16 protein-coding genes are annotated in these 18,000 nt (G+C 35.5%); 9 read left to right on the forward strand and 7 right to left on the reverse strand.

All coding sequences use genetic code 11. From position 1 onward, the window contains the following. Positions 1-64: 64 nt before the first annotated feature. Positions 65-1,597: a glycoside hydrolase family protein gene (locus tag HYN86_RS15920; RefSeq protein WP_113678927.1), complete on the forward strand. Its 1,533-nt coding sequence runs from the start codon at positions 65-67 to the stop codon at positions 1,595-1,597. An 11-nt stretch (positions 1,598-1,608) separates the two neighbouring features. Continuing rightward, positions 1,609-2,133 (forward strand): PPC domain-containing DNA-binding protein, encoded by a 525-nt coding sequence (locus tag HYN86_RS15925; RefSeq protein WP_113678928.1) that lies wholly within the window; start codon positions 1,609-1,611, stop codon positions 2,131-2,133. Positions 2,134-2,205: 72 nt separating this feature from the next. On the opposite strand, the gene HYN86_RS15930 is transcribed toward HYN86_RS15925, so the two are convergent. After that, positions 2,206-2,565 (reverse strand): hypothetical protein, encoded by a 360-nt coding sequence (locus HYN86_RS15930; RefSeq protein ID WP_113678929.1) that lies wholly within the window; start codon positions 2,563-2,565, stop codon positions 2,206-2,208. Positions 2,566-2,707: 142 nt separating this feature from the next. Then, the gene (locus tag HYN86_RS15935) at positions 2,708-3,310 is read right to left on the reverse strand and encodes a murein L,D-transpeptidase catalytic domain-containing protein (RefSeq protein WP_113678930.1); all 603 of its coding nucleotides are present in this window, start codon (positions 3,308-3,310) and stop codon (positions 2,708-2,710) included. Between the two features lie 345 nt (positions 3,311-3,655). On the opposite strand from HYN86_RS15935, the gene HYN86_RS15940 reads away from it, so the two are divergent. The 4 genes from HYN86_RS15940 to HYN86_RS15955 all read left to right on the forward strand — a co-directional run bounded on the left by HYN86_RS15940 (position 3,656) and on the right by HYN86_RS15955 (position 5,407). After that, positions 3,656-3,880, forward strand: a complete 225-nt coding sequence (locus tag HYN86_RS15940) for a hypothetical protein (protein WP_113678931.1) — start codon at positions 3,656-3,658, stop codon at positions 3,878-3,880. A 24-nt stretch (positions 3,881-3,904) separates the two neighbouring features. After that, complete coding sequence (locus tag HYN86_RS15945) at positions 3,905-4,291, forward strand: hypothetical protein (protein WP_113678932.1); 387 nt, start codon at positions 3,905-3,907, stop codon at positions 4,289-4,291. A 186-nt stretch (positions 4,292-4,477) separates the two neighbouring features. Then, positions 4,478-4,738, forward strand: a complete 261-nt coding sequence (locus HYN86_RS15950) for a hypothetical protein (RefSeq protein ID WP_113678933.1) — start codon at positions 4,478-4,480, stop codon at positions 4,736-4,738. Between the two features lie 126 nt (positions 4,739-4,864). Continuing rightward, positions 4,865-5,407, forward strand: coding sequence for an isochorismatase family protein (locus tag HYN86_RS15955; RefSeq protein WP_113678934.1), 543 nt, complete (start codon positions 4,865-4,867; stop codon positions 5,405-5,407). Positions 5,408-5,496: 89 nt separating this feature from the next. Here the strand turns inward: HYN86_RS15955 and HYN86_RS15960 are convergent, their stop codons facing one another. The 3 genes from HYN86_RS15960 to msrA all read right to left on the reverse strand — a co-directional run bounded on the left by HYN86_RS15960 (position 5,497) and on the right by msrA (position 8,102). Further along, on the reverse strand, positions 5,497-6,318 hold the full coding sequence (locus HYN86_RS15960; RefSeq protein WP_113679968.1) for an alpha/beta fold hydrolase: 822 nt from the start codon (positions 6,316-6,318) through the stop codon (positions 5,497-5,499). A gap of 96 nt (positions 6,319-6,414) precedes the next feature. After that, positions 6,415-7,185 (reverse strand): alpha/beta hydrolase, encoded by a 771-nt coding sequence (locus HYN86_RS15965; RefSeq protein WP_113678935.1) that lies wholly within the window; start codon positions 7,183-7,185, stop codon positions 6,415-6,417. A 425-nt stretch (positions 7,186-7,610) separates the two neighbouring features. Continuing rightward, the gene (gene msrA / locus HYN86_RS15970; protein WP_113678936.1) at positions 7,611-8,102 is read right to left on the reverse strand and encodes a peptide-methionine (S)-S-oxide reductase MsrA; all 492 of its coding nucleotides are present in this window, start codon (positions 8,100-8,102) and stop codon (positions 7,611-7,613) included. A 399-nt stretch (positions 8,103-8,501) separates the two neighbouring features. On the opposite strand from msrA, the gene acnA reads away from it, so the two are divergent. Next, on the forward strand, positions 8,502-11,273 hold the full coding sequence (acnA, locus tag HYN86_RS15975; RefSeq protein WP_113678937.1) for an aconitate hydratase AcnA: 2,772 nt from the start codon (positions 8,502-8,504) through the stop codon (positions 11,271-11,273). Here acnA and HYN86_RS15980 read toward each other — a convergent pair. Both HYN86_RS15980 and katG read right to left on the reverse strand, forming a co-directional pair. Then, positions 11,270-13,780: a PAS domain-containing sensor histidine kinase gene (locus HYN86_RS15980; RefSeq protein ID WP_113678938.1), complete on the reverse strand. Its 2,511-nt coding sequence runs from the start codon at positions 13,778-13,780 to the stop codon at positions 11,270-11,272. The genes acnA and HYN86_RS15980 overlap by 4 nt on opposite strands. 218 nt (positions 13,781-13,998) lie before the next feature. Beyond that, on the reverse strand, positions 13,999-16,272 hold the full coding sequence (gene katG, locus HYN86_RS15985; protein ID WP_113678939.1) for a catalase/peroxidase HPI: 2,274 nt from the start codon (positions 16,270-16,272) through the stop codon (positions 13,999-14,001). Positions 16,273-16,735: 463 nt separating this feature from the next. On the opposite strand from katG, the gene HYN86_RS15990 reads away from it, so the two are divergent. Both HYN86_RS15990 and HYN86_RS15995 read left to right on the forward strand, forming a co-directional pair. Next, positions 16,736-17,554 carry an alpha/beta fold hydrolase gene (locus HYN86_RS15990; RefSeq protein ID WP_113678940.1) on the forward strand — a complete coding sequence of 273 codons (819 nt, stop codon included), beginning with the start codon at positions 16,736-16,738 and terminating at the stop codon, positions 17,552-17,554. A 71-nt stretch (positions 17,555-17,625) separates the two neighbouring features. Next, on the forward strand, positions 17,626-17,949 hold the full coding sequence (locus HYN86_RS15995) for a phosphoribosylpyrophosphate synthetase (RefSeq protein WP_113678941.1): 324 nt from the start codon (positions 17,626-17,628) through the stop codon (positions 17,947-17,949). Positions 17,950-18,000 lie beyond the last annotated feature (51 nt).

Genomic DNA, 18,000 nt, shown 5'->3' on the forward strand with positions numbered 1-18,000 from the left:
AAACATACAGATATGTTTCTGCATGTTTTTAAAAAGTAAACTAACCCATTAAATAAGTAATAAAATGTATTCAGGTTCAGGATTTAGTAATTGGGAAATTGGAGATGTTGATGTATTTATAGATGAAAAAGGAATTCATCATTTATTTCATTTGATAATCCCCAATCACGATTATATTGCGCATGCAGTGTCAAAAGATGGTCTTTCGTGGAAGAGAGTTAAAAATGCCTTATTTGTTGGCGATCCAGGAGAATGGGATGATGATATGTTATGGACAATGCATGTCAGCAAAAAATCGGAAGGCGAAGGTTATGAAATGTACTATACCGGACTTAAACGCCAGGATAAAGGAATCGAACAAAAAGTTGGCCGAGCAGTTTCAGCCGATTTGATTACTTGGAAAAAAGAAAATTTATACGGACTTCCATTTAAAAGTGAAGCACCGCACTATGAAGGAAAAAACAACAATCCTCGAGAATGGATTAGTTTTCGAGATCCTTTTAAATACAAATATAAAGGCGAAGATTATTTATTAATCTGTGCTAGAAGTGCTTCTGGTCCAATATATCGTCGAGGATGCATAGGTGTCGCAAAAAGGGAAAAAGAAGGATATGTGCTGCAAAAACCGCTTCATATTCCTTACGTTTATGATGATGTTGAATGTCCCTGCGTTTTTGAAATCAAAGGAATGCATTACCTTTTAGGATCGATTAGAGAAGATATTAAAGTCCGCTACTGGTCTGCCAATGAATTTAGAGGCGAATATTTTGCCTTTCATAATAATGTACTGCTACCGCAGGGAAATTACGCAGCCAGAGTTGTAAAAGAAGGAAAACACTATTTGGTATACAATTTTTACTTTGCTGATGGAAATGTGAACACGCATCGAGTTATTCCACCGCCAAAAGAACTGGATACAGATAAAAGCGGCAGACTTCTGCTGAAAAGCTATTATTACTGGGAAAAACTTTATCAGAAAACAATTCATCAAAAAGATCTTCCTCATCCCTTACCTATTTTAGGAAATCCAACCGCCGAATTTGTTTCGGAAAATGAAAACAAATGGCGTTTTGGCTGTCGCAGCGGATATGAAATTTATGGTTTCGAAAAACCATCAAGCGATTTTGTCTGGGAGGGAACTCTTTCTGTAGAAGGCATGGGAAAAACCGGATTTGTAATTGAATGTGACAAAGAAGGAACGGGATACTATATTTCGATTGACTTTATGAATGGTTTTGTCCAATTTAGAGCTTGGGGATTTAATGAAAAAGACGTAAAGAACAATTTTATCTTCGAGAATATTCAAACCAATCAATTTGAAATTGGAGAAGAAAAACAAATTTCTTTTAAGATTATTCGTTACGGAAATTATTACGAACTATCAATCAACGACATAGTAAAACTGACATTATTGGATTTTAAATACAACGAAGGAAAAGTAGGTATTTATGTCTGCTCGGCAGTTATTTCTATAAGTGATTCAAAAATTCATGTTATTCCAGAGCCTGAAAATGAATACGCAGCTTCGGATCCTGAAAAGTATAATGAGGATTATAATAGAATTATGCAGTTAGATACACGTACAAATACTAATTAAAATTTTCAGTTATGAATATTCGAATTAATAAAATTATAACGGGCTTACTTTTCTGTCTGGCTTTTAATTTGTTACAAGCACAGCAAAACAATGACAGCCAAAAATGTCGTTATACTAAAACCAATTATGGCTATTTAATGGTCCTTCGCGAAGGCGATAATGTTTTAGCCGAAATTGAAAAACTGGCGAGAGAACAAAAAATTCCATCGGCAAATTTTACAGGAATTGGTTTTGCGCAAGATGCTACTTTTGGTTTTTATGATTTTGGAGAAAAGAAATTTCATCCCAAAACCTTCAATAAAGTAGAAATGGGAAGTATTACAGGTTCAATAGCTTGGAGCGAAAACAAACCGTCGATACACATGCACGGCGTAGCAACCGATGATAAATTTGATGCTTATGGCGGTCATATTTTAGCGCTTAAAGTTGGAACAGGCTCTATGGAAATCTATATTACCGTAAATAAAGACAAACTAGAAAGAAAAATAGAACAGCCGTTAAATGCTAATGTTTTACAACTCCCTTGTTTGAAATAAAAAAAAACAAAATTTGCAATACATAAATTTCAAAAAAAGCGTAAAGTTGTTCACTTTACGCTTTTTTACTTTTTAATTCAATCGTTCCGTACTTTCTATTCTCAAACAGTATTCTGTTCCTAAATAAAGTGGATCTCCGTGTTTTTCTGACCAAAATCCGTCCAGTACATCTTTACTGATACAGCGATAAACAGCAACTCCTTTGTAAGTTTCTTTATCGTCACCTTTATAATTGAAATTAATAACTAAAATATTGTCTTTAAAAAAACCTTTACCTTTTTGTGCTTGAGTATTGTTGATAAGCCAATGTGCATTTATTCGGTTATTCTCATCTACTTTTAAAGTTAGAATACCTTTGTAAGTTATCTCATTAGTTTCATCTTGATTACTTCCAGAGATGGAAAATGTGCCGGCTAAATCTTTTACAGTCATTATTTGATGCGGAAATTAATATTACATGAAGGCTTTCGCCTTTAACGCTGCAAATTAACGCAAAAAAATACGTCCTAAAACAAAATGAATCTGTGATTTTATTTGTTTTTAGGACGTATTATATGTTGAATAAATTTTATGCCTAGTAGTAAACGTTAAGCATGATTTTAGAATTTGAACTTTCAATATATTTTTCAAGTCTTTTAAAAAACACATCACTTACCATTGGGCAGCCGTGGCTGTTGATAATGTAATATTCTTTTTCTTCGTCAGGAACTTCTTTGTAACGGTGCAGAACGATTGCTCTTTTCATTGCATTACTGTTAGTTTCGTCAAGTCCGTTCAGTCTGAAAGCTTTTCCAAAAACTCCATTATAAGACTTTTCTATAGAATAACGACCTAGTGAAGAACAGTTTGAATTTGGTGTATTGCTAAATTGCAGAATATCACCTTTAATTCCTGTTTCAGATCCAGAACCATGTGCAACAAGACCTTGATCTAAAATTTTGTTATTCTCAAGATCATAAACAAAAAATCGATTCTTTCCTGATTTAATTTTCATGTCAACTAGAAAAGCAATTTTACTGTTGTAACCTCGGTTTGAAGTAGTAAAAGTTTTGATCTCGCTTACATGATCTGTAAGTCTTGCAAATTCTACCTCGGTTAATATTTCTTTTTTATCCGTTACATTGTAGGTGGTAAAGGAAGTTAAAGAAAAAAGCAGTGCCATAAAAAATATTCTCATAAGCAGGGCATAATTAAGTTTAAACAGAAGATTTGGGTTTGATCAAAAAAGATGATTCAGCTTTTTGATGTTGCAAAATTATGTACATTTTTTACACAATTCCCATGTTTGACGTGTTAAATATATTATAAATATTTGACATTACGCTATTTATGCAGGTTTTTTTTATTCTGAAGCCGAAAAAATACACTTTTTTGGCAGATTAAAATTGAAATTCGCCTCATTTTAGCTAATGCTTTGAAGATATGCATGTTAATTTGACAACAAAACAACTTATTCTTGTAAAGAAAAACCTGAGACTATAATCTAATTTTAGAATATTAAAAATCAAAAAAAAATATAGTCATGGAAAATACAAATTATAACACCGAAGATCTTCAAAAATGTCCTTATCACGCACAATTGCAAGATAAGGCAGATGACAACAATCCAAAAGAGCACGTAAATACAGGAGATTGGGAAGATGAGCGTGATGAAGATGGCACAGATCCAAATCGTTACGAAGAAGAGGATGGAAATAACAATTCTGGCGGAGCAGGAAGCACAGGAAGCGCCGCTACAAATAGTTAATATTAAAACTTAAATTAAAGCACTATGATCACAGACAACAATAGAAATTATGATCTGAATGAAAATAATTTCCCTCAAGACAATCAAAACGAAGCAAATCAATATTATAAAGAACAAATTGGAGATGAACAAGAGCAGCAGGAACAATTTTTAGATTCTAGCGAAGATCCGTCTGACAATAATTACTTAGATAACGAATTCTCTAATGCATTAGAAAGAGATGATCAGGAAGATTTAGAAGAGGATTTAGACGAAGGTGATCTAGAAGAAGACGACTGGGATGAAGAAGATGAAGAAGATGAGGAACTTGATCCAGACGATCTAGACGATGATCTTGTTGAAGATTATGATGAAAACGATCGCGAAGTTGAGCCTGAAACTTTTACAGACGACGGCTATAAAGTAGACTAAACATTATGAAGCAAAAATATCCCATTTAACGATGGGATTTTTTTTGAACTTTAGTTGTAAATATTAAAATTAAACAATAGTTGTAGAGAATTATATAAAATCTCCCGTTACAATTAATGTACTTTTAAATGTGCCTAAAATGATAAAAATGGGTCATAAAAAATCTATTAATTAAAATTGAATTATATGAAATCCGAAAACTACTTCTACACTAGTGATGAATCTTCAGGAGACATGACATCTTACGAAGAACAACTTCTTTTAAATTATGATGATTATCTAGAAAGCGGTCTTTCAAACTCATTAAAAGCGCAAAATCACTATAATCTGGAACTTGGTGAACTTGAAGAAGATCTTGAAGAAGATTTAGAATCGGAGTATGATGAAAATGACTGGGAAGAAGAAGAGGATGAAAAGGTTGACGAACCAGGAACTTTCCTAATGTAATCTAATTATAAAAGTAAATTGGCTGCTGAACAATCGACAAGTATTTGATAATGAGAAGATGTTTTTTAGTAAATTTGATACTGATCGCATTTACTGATTTTTATGTCTAAACTCTAACAAAATCCTATGAAGATTCTGCCTCTCAACTCAACTTTGCTGGTTATAGACATTCAGGAAAAATTACTTCCTAAAATTTATGATGGAGAAAATGTTCTAAAAGATGTTATATGGTCAGTTGATTTAGCCAAAACTATTGGAATATCAATGATTTTAACGGAGCATTGTCCCGACAAAATTGGAACAACACCTGCAGTATTAAGAGAAAAATTCGATGAAAGCGATATTATTTCGAAATCTTACTTTTCTGCTGTCAGTCAAGGAAATCTGCTAAATTGTATACAGAAGGAAAGAAAACAAATTATTGTAGTGGGAACTGAAGCCCATATCTGCGTACAGCAAACCGTCTTGGATCTATTACAAATTGATTATGAAGTGTTTATTCTTGAGTCCGCCATTGGCACTCGAAATCCTGATGATAAAATGAGGGCAATTGATAGAATGAAGCAAAACGGAGCCGAGATCATTACAAAAGATATGCTGGCCTTTGAGTGGCTGGAAAAAGCAGATACAGCGCTTTTTAAAACTATCCTAAATAATTTCATTAAATAAAAATATACTCTAATAAAAGTAAATAAACCGCAGGGTAAACTTTCTCAAGTGCCCTGCGGTTTTATTTTAAATGCTTTATAAATTCTCTTTTATGATTTTATAAACGCTAAAATATCTGCATTAACAGTATCTGCGTCTGTAGTTGGTATTCCATGACATAAGCCTGGATAAGTAATTAACTTTCCATTTTTCAAAAGTTTAATAGCTCTTAACGCTGTAGGCACATGCGGCACAATTTGATCATCTTCTCCATGTAATATAAGAACTGGAAAATCAACACTTTTCAAATCTTCGGTAAAATCAGTCTCAGAAAATGCTTTTATACAATCATAATGCGCTTTAATTCCGCCCATCATTCCCTGACGCCACCAATTGTCCTGAATCCCTTTTTTAATATTTGCCCCTTCCCTGTTGTATCCATAAAACGGAAATGTTATGTCTTGATAAAACTGCTGTCTATTGTTGGCCGTATTAAATCGAATATCATCAAAAACCGCTAATGGAACACCATCTGGATTATTTTCGTCTACTATCATATATGGTGTTACCGCACTTATAAGCACTACTTTTGCTACTCTGCCTTTTCCATGCTGTGCAGCATATCTTATCGCTTCTCCTCCTCCTGTCGAATGTCCAATATGAACTGCATCTTTTAAATCTAAAAATGAGGTCAGTTCTGCTACATCGGCAGCATACGTATTCATTTCATTTCCTTTATAAGTTTGTGTCGATCTTCCGTGCCCGCGTCTGTCGTATGCAATAACTCTAAAACCCTTCTCTAGAAAAAAATGCATTTGCGTATCCCAGTCATCTGCAGAAAGCGGCCAGCCATGATGAAAGAAAATCGGTTGTCCCGTTCCCCAATCTTTGTAGTAAATCTCAGTTCCGTCTTTTAATGTAATTGTGCTCATTGAAGTTTTTTTTAAATGATTATTAATGATTTCAATTAAAAGTTTACCGCACACTTGCTAACAAGTCTAGCAGTTTTACTATTTTTTTGTAATACTTTATAAATTCTCGTACCAGTCTAAAATATAATCGGCTACACTTTCCCAGCCGTTTTCTCCACAAATAAAATGGCTTTTACCTGGAAAAATTTTCAAATCGACCCTGCTGCCGCTGTCTTTGTATTTGCGGGCCAAAGTCGTTGTAAGTTCGGGCGGAAAAATAGCATCACTGCCGCCGCCAATAAACAAAATGGGCTGATGAGGCTTTTTAAAATCGATGTTAGAAAAAGAATTTAAAACTAATTCACGGCTTACCTTAAAGCTTTCCGGTACTGCGACAGACGCAAAGGCGTTTGCACGTTCACTCAATGGAAGGGTGTTGAAAAAACATTTGTCATACCATTCCCTACTTCCCATGAAATATTTTTTACCAGAAAAGAAACCAAACGCAGGCAGTACCGATTTTAAAGTTTGTATTGGAGGAAAAACATTTTTGGGCGGCGCACCGTCAATACTAACTGCTGCAGAAGCCTTTCCTAGTTCAAGCAGTTTCATTGCTGCCATTCCAGCCATAGAATGTCCAATAATTAAAGGCTTTTCAGGAAGACTGTCAATTAGTTTCACAATGTTATTAACGACATCTATAAATCCAGTTTTCACAAGATCAGGATGGACTCTATTTCTTAAATCGGCAGGATTTCCTTCATGACCTGGATTAGCCGGAGTGTACACGGTATAGCCTTTTTTTTCATAATGGTCTTTCCACTTTGTCCAGCTTAAGTCGTTTACAAAGTTTCCATGTATAAGAATTATGGATTTGGATTTTGTCATAATATTAATATTTAGTGAGTATTTAAATTTTTAAATAATTCATAAACGCTTATTATATTTTGTGCTAAAAACATTGTTGCGGCATAGATCAATTTCAGACTTTAATTTTTAGAACAAATCAAGAATAACTGAGATTATCACTTTAAAATAATCCAGCATATTGGGAAAGACAAGAACTATGCTAAAATAGTAAATTATTGTATATCAAATAAATACACGATAAAATACTTTTATTGTTAGTGATATTTCGCAAATAAGTTGTATACTAGTGATATATAAAAGAAAGACTAATGCGAAGATTTTACAGATAAATTAATAATGAATTATAAAAAAAGGATTTTTATAAAAAGAAAAACTTTGATTCTAAACAGAACGCTGTTTAAAATCAAAGTTTTTAATACTCTCAAATTAGAGATTTTTAAATATTACAAGAAGGTTCCAAACCTTTCAAAATGGCATGTATATCCATTTGGATTCTTTACAAGATAATCTTGGTGACTCTCTTCAGCCGGCCAGAATTTAGTAAACGGTTCAAGTGTAGTAACAACTTTACCATTCCATCTTTCTGAATCGTTTACAATATTAATTACCTGTTCAGCAATATCTTGTTCTTTTTTATCTTGTATAAAGATTGTCGATCTATAACTTGATCCAAGATCATTTCCCTGTCTGTCCAGAGTTGTTGGATCATGCACTCTAAAAAAATAATCCAGCAGTTCCTTGTAAGATGTCTCATTCGAATCATAGGTTATTTCAATTCCTTCTGCATGTCCCGGATGATTTTGATATGTAGGATTATCGTTTTGTCCACCAATATATCCAACTTCAGTGTCCCTAACCCCTTGGCGGACACGAAAGAGATCTTCCATACCCCAAAAACAACCACCAGCTATATAAGCCTTTTTTAAGTCTTCCATAATTTTTATAATTTTAATATTCTAACAGCAAAAATAATACCTTATCATTTTAACTGCCACTAAATAAACAATTCATAAACAACTGATTATACAGACTTTACATATTTTATGTAACTTTACCTAATGTCAGTATAAAAGCCGTAATCTTTCTATCTAAAAAAATGACTGCAGCTTCATTTTCTAAAATTTCAACAAATTTCATCATAATATAACGATATATCGAAAGTTTCTCAGTTCAATAAAATCATAATAAACTGAAAATCATTATTTTAAATACGAGGCAGGTTTTTTGTAAATAACATTTAAGTTACTGTTTTTAAAATTAATAAAAAACTTTTTAAACAGTATTTCGGGAATTTAAAATGGTAACATAATTATTTCAATCAAATACTTTTAAATATGCAAAACGACATTTACCAAATTAAAAGGTTATTAACCTCAAAAAACAGAACCTTTTCGTATTACAGTCTTACCGAGATGGAAAATCAGGGGTTTAATATCAAACAAATGCCTTTCTCGATTCGTATTCTGTTAGAAAATGTACTCCGCAATTATGATGATTTCGCTATTACAAAAGAAAATATTGAAACGGTTCTTAATTGGAAACCCGAAGCCTCGGATAAAGATATTCCTTTTAAGCCGGCACGTGTCTTAATGCAGGATTTTACAGGAGTTCCAGCTGTAGTAGACATTGCGTCACTAAGGGCTGAAGCTGCCAAAAAAGGAAAAAATCCAGATATGATTAATCCTTTGATTCCAGTTGACTTGGTAATCGATCATTCTGTGCAAGTCGATTACTTCGGAACTGAATATTCTTATCTGCGAAATATGGAGGAAGAATACAACCGAAATACAGAACGTTACGAGTTTTTAAAATGGGCACAGCAGTCATTCAGTAACTTCAGCGTTGTTCCTCCGGGAATGGGAATCTGCCATCAAGTTAACTTAGAATATTTATCGAAAGGTGTAATTGAAAGAAACGGAGAAATTTTCCCTGACACGTTGGTAGGTACAGATAGTCACACTCCAATGGTTAACGGAATTGGCGTTATCGCATGGGGTGTGGGCGGAATTGAAGCAGAAGCCGCAATTCTAGGGCAGCCTATTTATTTTATTATGCCAGAAGTGATCGGACTCAGGTTATCTGGTGAAATTCCACTGGGATCAACAGGAACTGATATGGTGCTTACTATTGCCGAACTTCTTAGAAAATATGGCGTTGTGGGTAAATTTGTCGAAGTATTTGGTCCTGGTTTAGACAGTTTAAGCGTGCCCGACCGCGCAACCATCGGAAATATGTCACCTGAGTTTGGCTGTACTGTTACCTACTTCCCTATTGATGAAAAAACCTTAGAATATATGCGTCTAAGTAACCGTTCTGAAGAACAAATTGATCTGGTAGAACAATACTGCAAAGCTAATTTATTATGGCGAACCGGAGATGAAAACATTACTTACACCGATATTCTTGAACTTGATCTTTCTACTATAGAGCCTACAATAGCAGGACCAAAAAGACCACAGGATAAAATTCTGCTAAAGAATTTACAGCCAAAACTTATTGATCTTCTTGACAAAACTTTCGGACGAAAAAATTTTCCGCCAAAACAAGTTTCACGCTGGTCTGGAGAAGGAGGTTCGCAGCCTATACAAGGTGAAGCCGCAGTTCCTGAAAATGCAAAAATTGAAGAAAAAATAGAAAATGGAATTAAAACCGTTGCCGTAACACTTGGTAATGAGCAATTCATGCTTTCAGATGGTGCAGTTGCCATAGCTGCTATTACATCGTGCACCAATACTTCTAATCCTTTTGTAATGATTGGCGCTGGACTTGTTGCCAAAAAAGCCCGAGAACGAGGACTGAATGTAAAACCGTGGGTTAAAACTTCACTTGCACCAGGCTCTAAAGTAGTTACCGATTATTTAGCAAAAGCTGATCTCCTTGGCGATCTTGAGTCTTTAAAATTTCACGTTGTAGGTTACGGCTGTACATCCTGCATAGGTAATTCTGGTCCTCTTCCTGCACATATTGCCAAAGCTGTTGAAGAACATGATTTGGTTTTGGCATCTGTTTTATCTGGAAATAGAAATTTTGAAGCCAGAATTCATCCACAAATTAAAATGAATTTCCTGATGTCGCCTATGCTTGTTGTTGTATTTGCAATTGCCGGACGTGTAGATATAGATTTATTAAATGAACCAATAAGTTATGATTCTAATCAGCTTCCTGTTTATTTAAAAGATGTCTGGCCCTCAAATGATGAAATTAATGAAGTACTCAGCAATGTTTTATCACCTAAACAATTTTCTAAAAGTTACGAAACAATTTTTGATGGAAATGAAACATGGCAGAAACTAAAAATACCAGAGGAAAAAATTTATGCTTGGGATGATAATTCTACATACATAAAAGAAGCGCCATTTTTTAAAGATCTTCCAGAAAATCCAAAACCTTTGCAGGATATTGAAAACGCTCGTACTTTATTAATGCTTGGAGATAGTATTACAACCGATCATATTTCGCCTGCGGGATCTTTCAATGAAAATTCAGCAGCGGGAAAATATTTAGTAAGCCGAGGCGTAGAGAAAGCGGATTTTAACTCTTATGGTTCGCGACGCGGTCATGATGAAGTTATGATACGAGGAACTTTTGCCAATGTCCGTATAAAAAATGCTTTATCTGAAAAGGAAGGCGGTTACACAAAATATCTGCCAACCGGCGAAGAAATGAGTGTATATGATGCTTCGGTACAATATAAAAGTAATGAAACTCCGCTGATCATTCTTGCTGGAAAAGAATACGGCAGCGGTTCTTCAAGAGACTGGGCAGCAAAAGGAACTTTTTTATTGGGAGTGAAAGCTGTTCTTGCAGAAAGTTATGAGCGCATTCATAGAAGCAATTTAGTGGGTATGGGTGTTCTTCCGTTACAATATAAGGAGGGAGAAAATGCGCTAAGTCTTGGTTTAGACGGAAAAGAAACATTTTCAATCACAGGAATAGCTCAAGATATTAAGCCTCTAAAAGAACTGCAGGTAACGGCAGTAAAAGAAAATGGTGATCATTTAAGTTTTACTGTTATTGCCAGACTGGATTCAAAAATTGAAATTGAATATTACAGGAACGACGGAATTTTACAGTATGTTTTAAGACAATTTCTACAAAAAGATTAAAGCACTGTAAATTTTTGTACAGGAATATAAACATGAAAAGCAGATCCTTTACCTGGTTCTGATTCTGCAAACAGGAATCCCTGATGGTTGGCTACAATTCTACGGCATAATGCTAGTCCAATTCCCGAACCCTCATAGGATTCTTGTCCATGCAGCCTTTTAAATATTTCAAAAATCTGGTCTGAATGCTGTGTATCAAAACCGATTCCGTTATCTTTAAAAATAATATGATAGTATTTTTCAAAAGTCATTAGCTGTCCTGTGTGACTGGCAGCTTCAAGACCATCCGCCATTTCCCAATCAATACTTATATGAGGTTTCACACCTTCTGAGGTAAACTTTAATGAATTACTGATCAGATTATAAAAAAGCTGATTGATCTGAATACTAACCGCATGAATTTCTGGCAGCTGACTTATAGAAGCCGTGGCTCCTTTTTCTTCGACAACCAGCTCAAAATCATTCCATACAGAATTGGCAACTGTATTTAGATTTACGGGCTGCATTACAGCTTCTTGCTGCAGCAAACGCGAAAAGTCAAGAAGGTCTGCAATAAGCTGACTCATTCTTTCTGCAGCAAAACTGATTCGGTCAACAGAGCGATTGTAGCTTTCGGAATCTCTTTTTCCATCTTTTAAAAGGCTCGAGAAAAGACGAATTTTTCGTAAAGGCTCCTGAAGATCATGGCTGGCAACATAGGCATATTGCGCAAGTTCTTCGTTAGATCTCGTTAATGCTTTATTAGCATCTTCAAGCTTATTGTTTAATCTCTTAAGTTCTTCTGCTGTGTCTTGCAGCTGTAAGGTACGCACTGCAACTTCGTTTTCCAGTGCAGACTGCAGTTCTCGCTCTATCGTAATATCTCTCGCTGTACCACTTATATTTGTTGGTTTTCCATCTTTGTCAAAATAAGCCTGTCCCTGCGCATGAATAACCTGTCTTCTTCCTGTCGAAGCATTGATGATTCGGTATTCTGCTTCATATTTTCCGTCAGAACCTGGTTTTAGTGCTTTATTAAACAAATCTAGGACGCGTTCAAAATCATCTGTTTCAACAACACTCATCGCATCGTTGCTGCTTAGAACGTGGCGGTGAAATCCAAACATTTCAGCATGACGTTGGGAAAAAACTGTCTCGCCGGTTAAAACATCTAAATTCCATGTTCCAAGTTCAGCAAGCTCCACAGCTCCTCTAAAAATCTGCTCTGCTTCCTCGATTTTTTTTCTCGAAACTACTTCTTCAGTAACATCTGTACTTACACTTAATATAGAATGCACATTTCCTTCGCTGTCAAATAAAGGTGTCAAACTTATATTAAAAAAACCTGGCACTTCTTTATTCTCTACATACGCAACTCCTTGTACGGCATTCGCAGTAAATTCGGTACCGGTATAATATACTTTTTTAAGCGTTTGAATAACCAAATCATTCTCCGCGCTGCCCAGTACAGAAACCAAAGGCTTACCAGCAATAGATTCCCCTTTTCCTAAGAGCGTTATAAAATTGTCATTTGGGTTTTCTATAATAAAATCTTCTCCCACAAAAAGACTTATACCTACTGGTGCCGCTTGGATAACCGCCTTAAGAAGCATTTCGCTTTCTCTCAATGCAAGTTCTACCTGTTTACTTCTTGTTACATCTGTAGCGTGAACTATAATCCCTACTACATTTCCTTCTCTGTCTTTGTGAGGAGTATATATAATATCAAGCCATCTAGGACTTCCCATTTTTGAGGGAGCGTACATTTCGTAACGCTCCTGCATTCCTGAGTATGCAATATCCAGATGAGGTTTTGTTTTTTGATGTGCAATATCGCCCAAAAATTCTTTTACTGATTTCCCTAATGCTTCCGTACTATTCACACCAAACCATTGACAAAACATCTGATTATAGGATTGATAGCGTTGTTCAGAATCCAAATAAAATATCATTGCCGGAACAGTATCGCGAAGCAGCTGAAGTTCTACTGCACTATCGGATTGTAAATTTTGAAACTCTTTGCCTGCAAAATTAGAATAAACCACAGGTGAATTTTGAATACAAGTTCCCAACACGCCGCACACATTTCCTTCTTCACCATAAACAGCACTGTAATTGGCTTCTGGCATTTTTCGAAGTTTTCCTTCAGCATTCACTGGCAGCATTACAAAATGTTCGTCGTCGGGCTCGCTTCCATTTTTAAAGCTCTCAATCAACGGTCGCAATAGATTCCATTCGTCAGCCCATAGCTGAGCTGCTGGTTTTCCTAATGCATCAATTCTTTCTTGTAAATTTTCAAAAATACAAGCGTAACGATCATTAAAAAAACAAAGATTCTCTTCGGTCCAGAAAAGTATCATTGCGACTCTAGAGTTAAGCAGTATACCAATTGAAGTTTTAAGACTCTGAGGCCAATATTCAGGAGTGCCGAGTTTTGTCACAGACCAGTCAAAGTTACGAATATGGCTTCCCATTTCTCCGCCTCCCTTTAAAAAATTAATCTCTCGTTGTTTTGTATCGTCTGCCACTCTTTGATTTCTGAATTTTGAGTCTAATTTAAACTATTTTATTAAAACTGACAATAAGACACATTCGAAAGCTTGTTTCCACAAATATTACCAGTTTGTCTAATTGACTTTGAATCAGTTAAATTAAAGCAGTAAACAAACTTAGAAGAAGACGCAAAAAAAAAGACGCCTAGTAAAGGCGTCTTATAAATTATTAAATACTAAACTTAATAATTAAACTAAACCAAGTCAAATCTATCCAAGTTCATTACTTTATTCCAAACTGTTACAAAATCGCTCACAAACTTATCCTGTGCATCTGTACTTGCATATACTTCTGCAATTGCTCTCAATTCTGAATTTGAACCAAAAACTAGATCTGCACGAGTTCCTATCCATTTTGGCTGGCCTGTAGTACGATCATTTCCAGCATATAATTCTTTATCGTTTGATACAGACTGCCATTGCGTATTCATATCAAGCAGATTTATAAAAAAGTCATTGGTAAGTTTTCCCGGACGATGTGTAAAAACACCATTTTTTGTACCGTCAGCATTGATATCCAATACACGTAAACCGCCTAAAAGAACCGTTAGTTCAGGAGCTGTCAGCGTTAATAAATTAGCTTTATCAATAAGAAGTTCTTCTGTTGAAACATGTGATTTTGTTTTTCTATAATTTCTGAAACCATCTGCTTTTGGTTCCAAGTATTCAAATGATTCAACATCAGTCTGCTCTGCAGATGCGTCCATACGTCCAGGTGTAAATGGAACTGTTACGGCGCTTCCAGCCTCTCTAGCAGCTTTTTCAATTCCTGCGCATCCTGCTAAAACTATTAAGTCGGCTAGTGAAACTTTTTTTCCTTCGTTTTGTGCAGTATCAAAATCTGTACGGATAGTTTCCAGTTTGTCTAAAACCTGTTTAAGCTGTGCTGGATTATTTACCTCCCAATCCTTTTGTGGTGCCAGTTTTATACGCGCGCCATTTGCTCCGCCTCGTTTATCAGATCCTCTAAAAGTAGAAGCTGATGCCCAAGCTGTGGCAACTAATTGAGAAGTGCTCAACCCTGAGTTGATTATTTTTTCTTTTAGTTGAGATACATCGTTCTCTTCTATTAATTTATGGTTTACCTCTGGAATAGGATCCTGCCATAATAGTTCTTCCTGAGGAACTTCTGGCCCTAGATATCTGGCACGCGGTCCCATATCACGATGTGTTAACTTAAACCAAGCTCTTGCAAAAGCATCTGCAAACTGATCTGGATTTTCCAAGAAACGACGTGAAATTTTTTCATATTCTGGATCTAATCTTAAAGATAAATCGGTAGTAAGCATTGTAGGCAGATGTTTTTTACTAGCATCAAAAGCATCTGGAATAATTGCATCTGCATTTTTAGCCACCCATTGATGCGCACCAGCAGGGCTTTTAGTAAGTTCCCATTCAAAGGCAAATAAATTTTCGAAGAAGTTATTACTCCATTGTGTCGGCGTTTTTGTCCATGTTACTTCAAGTCCGCTTGTAATAGCATCTGCGCCTTTACCAGATCCAAAACTATTTTTCCACCCAAAACCTTGAAGTCCCAAATCTGCTGCTTCAGGTTCTTCCGCCACATGATCAGAAGAAGCTGCGCCATGCGTTTTTCCAAAGGTATGTCCACCCGCAATTAATGCTACTGTTTCTTCATCATCCATTGCCATTCGTCCAAAAGTATCTCTAATGTCTCTGGCCGCCGCAATTGGATCAGGATTTCCGTCAGGACCTTCAGGATTTACATATATAAGTCCCATTTGTACTGCTGCAAGTGGTTTTTCCAGATTTCTGCTATGAATTTGACCATCTGCATCATCATCAGAAGATACCACCCCGTGATCTTTTGGCACACCTTCCGAACCATCATTATAACGTTCATCCCCGCCAAGCCAAGTAGTTTCAGAACCCCAGTATACAGATTCGTCTGGTTCCCAAACATCTGCTCTTCCTCCGGCAAAACCAAAGGTTTTAAAACCCATCGATTCTAAAGCAACATTTCCAGTTAAAATCATTAAATCTGCCCAAGAAATTTTTTGACCATATTTTTGTTTGATAGGCCATAAAAGCCTTCTCGCTTTATCAAGACTCACATTATCCGGCCAGCTGTTAAGTGGTGCAAAACGCTGCTGTCCTGCTCCTGCTCCGCCGCGTCCGTCATGTACACGATATGTACCTGCACTATGCCACGCCATTCTGATAAAAAGACCACCATAGTGTCCAAAATCTGCAGGCCACCAATCTTGTGAATCAGTCATAAGTTCATGTAAATCCTTTTTTACCGCTTCAAGGTCAAGCGTTTTAAAAGCTTCTGCATAATTAAAATTCTTATCCAACGGATTTGATAATGATGAATTTTGTCTCAGGATATTCACCTTTAACTGCTTTGGCCACCAGTCACGATTTTTTGTGCCTGTTGCTGCTTCATTATCCCTGCTTCCATTATGAAAAGGGCATTTGCTAATGTCATTAGATTGATTGTCCATAATTGAAATTTTATTTTTAAACTAATTTACAAAGTAAATTAAGAGAAAGCTATTGTGATAAATAATAAATAATTCTTACGTGATAAGAAAAATTTATTATAAAACATTTAATCTACCTCAATTTTTCATTTCTCAGTTAAACCCAATAATAAATTTACGAAATATCGTAAACTAAAAAATTCTCCTTAAAACCTAAAGTCCTTAGTTTAAAGGGATTTTTAGTTGAGGCATATTATTTGGCTATTGTTTGGCATCTAAATAGTAAAGATCTAAAAAATGAAACAGCACTTCAAAATAAAAATCAGATATTTTGTTCGCAGACCGCATTTTTAAAGAAGAAAATACGATAGTTTTTTTTCTTAATCTAGGTTAATCGACAGACTTTCGCACTTGCTCTAAGTTTGTAAAACAAAATAACAACAACTATTCATTTCTAAATTTAATAATCTAAAACCATAAAAAAATGAGCACATTTAAAACACAAGACGGAACAGAAATTTTCTACAAAGATTTTGGGACAGGACAACCAATAGTTTTTCACCACGGATGGCCGTTATCTAGTGATGACTGGGATGCACAAATGATGTTTTTCCTAAAACAAGGATACAGAGTTATTGCACACGACAGACGCGGTCACGGTCGCTCTAGCCAAACTTCAGAAGGAAATAATATGGAAACATATGCATCTGATATTGCTGAATTGACAGCAGCGCTTGATTTAAAAAATGCTATTCACGTAGGGCATTCAACTGGAGGAGGCGAAGTAATTCGCTATGCTGCAAAATACGGTAAAGAAAGAGTTGCAAAAGCAGTTATTATCAGCGCTGTTACACCAATAATGATTCAAAACGAATCAAATCCAGAAGGTGTGCCTTTAGCTGTTTTTGATGAAATCAGACAAGGAACTGGATTTAATAGAGCGCAATACTTTTATGATTTTCCTATCGCATTTTACGGATGGAACCGCGAAGGTCAAACTGTAAAAGAAGGAATTAAACACAATTGGTGGCGTCAGGGAATGGTGGGTTCTGTTTTGGCTCATTATGAAGGAATAAAAGCGTTCTCTGAATCAGATTTTACTGAAGATCTTAAAAGCTTAGATATTCCAGTTTTGGTTTTGCATGGAGAAGATGATCAAATCGTTCCTTACGGTCAGGCGCCTAGAGCGGCAAAACTTTTGAAAAACGGAAAATTAATTTCTTATCCTGGTTTTCCTCATGGTATGCCGACTACAGAGGCAGAAACGATCAATAAAGACATTTTAGAATTTATTAAATCGTAAGCAGATAGTTCTAAAAAGTAATTCAAACAACTGCCTGCAAAATTTTACAGGCAGTTCATTCACTCCCAATTATGAGTTCAATTCAACAACCCGCTTTTGATACGGTGACCGAAGCTTTACAATGGCTTACGCAGCAAGGTTTTACTGAAAATTTTAATCTTGACGAAAATTGTATTCGTTACAATAATAACACTCAGACGATGTCTCCAGAAGAATTCAAAATTGAATATATATTTCGTTTTGAAGGAGATACAGATCCGGGAGATGAAGATATCGTTTACGGAATTATCTCTGAAATCTATAATATAAAAGGAGTTTTAACCAGCGCGTTCGGAATCTACGCTGACTCTGTTTCAACAGAAATGATAAAAAAACTCTCCACTCATTCCCTATAAATTCATAACACGATAATAAAATCACGAAATATCGTAAAACAAATTTATCTT

Origin of the sequence: Flavobacterium fluviale, assembly GCF_003312915.1 — a bacterium.
Lineage (GTDB): Bacteria > Bacteroidota > Bacteroidia > Flavobacteriales > Flavobacteriaceae > Flavobacterium > Flavobacterium fluviale.